Raw genomic sequence first — 2247 nt, forward strand, 5'->3', positions numbered from 1 at the left:
TAATACAGTGAGTTCTTTTCTTCTTCCGTGAATTCTAGGTTAATCATGTTTTTAATGAGTGCCTTGCTTCTAATTATGACTCTTAAACTATATTATTGTCCTTGAGTAAAAAATGCAAGTTGTAGCCGTGCAAAGTATAGCAGTTTTCCCAGAAGTGATACCCGATTGAGACGCTGAAAAGCCTATCTATAAGGAGACCTACTGGACATTATTGCACTAAAAACCGCTATATCGAGAAAACTTAACGTTTTTAGAACTTTTCTTGACTTTGATTTTATCCAACAGTGTAAAGCTGGAGAATTCAGTTATGATGACAACCAACAAATTAACCAAAACCTTTGCTTCCGGCTCTCTAGCCATCGGGGTTCTCGCCGGCTCGGTGTTTGCCGCTACCAGTGCGAGTGCCGCGACCTTAACTTGGACGGAATGGACGAGCGGAAATGCTCTTGTTCAGGGGGACAAAAAAATTACGTACGTATCGGGTGACATTGGGGCCGAGGGTGTGGATAACGTTTATCTGACCCAGGTTGGTACTGACTATTATTTCGCATACGATGCTATGGCAGGTCTCGTTGCGACTAATAGCAATTCCGGGTCTTTCACATATACAATCGAGGTCATTAACTCCGGCAATCTCATTGTCGGGGTTGACCTAGATTCAACCATATCATCCGGTTCCAACTACGGGAATGTAACCGAGACATTTGCTGAGATACCTGGGCTCTCCTTAGTTTCAGTTAACGGCTCACAGGACCCCGTTGTCGGTTTCACCCCTATCACCCCCAAGGCACTGTTGACCGTCACAAATACCCTAAATCCTAATGCTGGCCAAGGTCTATTCAGTTTACAAAATTCTTTCCACCAAATGGCGCCCACTCCCGTCCCCGAACCGGGTACTATCCTCGGACTTCTGGCAGTGGGTGGTTTAGGATTGGTTTCCCGCTTCAATAAGCAAAAATAACAGTTACCAATGTGTGCAAGACATTGATAACTGTGAGGTCGAAACAGCTAAAGGTTAGATACCCTATAGGGATTTCTAGCTTTTAGCTTTTTCTTAGGTGTTGATTCTAACACAGCTTTGGGGTTTTGGAGTGATCAGGGGGAAAATTCAGGGACTTTTTCCCTGAAAATAGGTAAAACCCTACACCCCGAACCGCCGAACGGCCGAAGCCTGCCCCCACGAAAAACTTTTTGCCGCAAACCCTATATAATTAAGCTTTGGGTAATTTATACCACCATAATTCTTGACCGCAAAAAACTGATGTCTTCTTTGCTCTCTGCTATTCCCCTCGACGCGATCGCTTATAATCCCCAGGGTTTAGTACCAGCGATCGCTCAAGACTATCTTGATGCTACAGTGTTAATGATGGCCTGGATGAATCGGGAATCCCTCGAAAAAACCCTCACCACTGGGGAAGCGTGGTATTGGAGTCGTTCTCGTCAAGAATTATGGCACAAGGGCGCTACTTCTGGCCATATCCAAAAGGTGCGTCAAATTCGCTACGATTGCGATAGTGATGCTATCTTACTGACTATTGAGCAAATCGGTGATATCGCCTGTCATACCGGCGAAAGAAGCTGTTTTCACCAGGTAAATTGGCAAAAATCACCGCCAGCGGCCGACACCCTCTCGGAATTGTTTAAGGTAATTTGCGATCGCAGAGACGATCCTCATCCGGAATCCTACACCTGTAAACTTTTGGCCGGGGGAGATAACAAAATTCTCAAGAAAATCGGCGAAGAATCGGCAGAAGTGGTCATGGCCTGCAAAGATAATGATGGCGATGCTATTGCCTCAGAAGTGGCCGATCTTTTTTATCATACCCTCGTCGCCCTCGCCTATCATCAAGTCCCCCTGCGAGATGTCTATAAAAAACTGCAAGACCGGCGCCGGTAATCAGTTATCAGTTATCAGTTATCAGTTATCAGATTTGAGTTTTAAGTGGGTGGGTGGAATTAAATATAAGATGAACGTAGGTTGGGTTGAAGCATGAAACCCAACGCCCGATTATGTTACGCTACCGCTAACCCATCCTACAAATAATTGTGCCTCCCTACTTAGGGTTTGCTGAATAAATCTAAAAACCTTGTTGGGTAAGACTTTTGGACTTTTTGTCAATCAAAAAGTACCGGGCATGGGAGTGATCAGGGGGAAAATTCCTGGACTTTTTCCCTGAAAATTAGGTAATTGGCCCCCTCAAAACCGGTAAAACCCCACACCCCACACCCCACACCCCACACCCTGCC

At 45.3% G+C, this 2247-nt stretch carries 2 protein-coding genes; both read left to right on the top strand.

The genetic code is table 11. The annotated features are described in order from the left end of the window. The first annotated feature begins 307 nt into the window (after window positions 1–307). Entirely contained in the window at window positions 308–961 is a 654-nt protein-coding gene (locus O9290_RS25495) for a PEP-CTERM sorting domain-containing protein (protein ID WP_002786820.1), read from the top strand. 300 nt (window positions 962–1261) lie between these two features. Next, window positions 1262–1897 carry a bifunctional phosphoribosyl-AMP cyclohydrolase/phosphoribosyl-ATP diphosphatase HisIE gene (gene hisIE / locus O9290_RS25500; protein ID WP_004162874.1) on the top strand — a complete coding sequence of 212 codons (636 nt, stop codon included), beginning with the start codon at window positions 1262–1264 and terminating at the stop codon, window positions 1895–1897. Window positions 1898–2247 lie beyond the last annotated feature (350 nt).

This window comes from Microcystis sp. LE19-41.2A, from assembly GCF_027530405.1.
Lineage (GTDB): Bacteria > Cyanobacteriota > Cyanobacteriia > Cyanobacteriales > Microcystaceae > Microcystis > Microcystis aeruginosa.

Bases quoted from the DNA above. Each gene is read 5' to 3' on its own strand.
- O9290_RS25495 (WP_002786820.1), top strand. From the start codon at position 308: ATGATGACAACCAACAAATTAACCAAAACCTTTGCTTCCGGCTCTCTA.
- hisIE (WP_004162874.1), top strand. From the start codon at position 1,262: ATGTCTTCTTTGCTCTCTGCTATTCCCCTCGACGCGATCGCTTATAAT.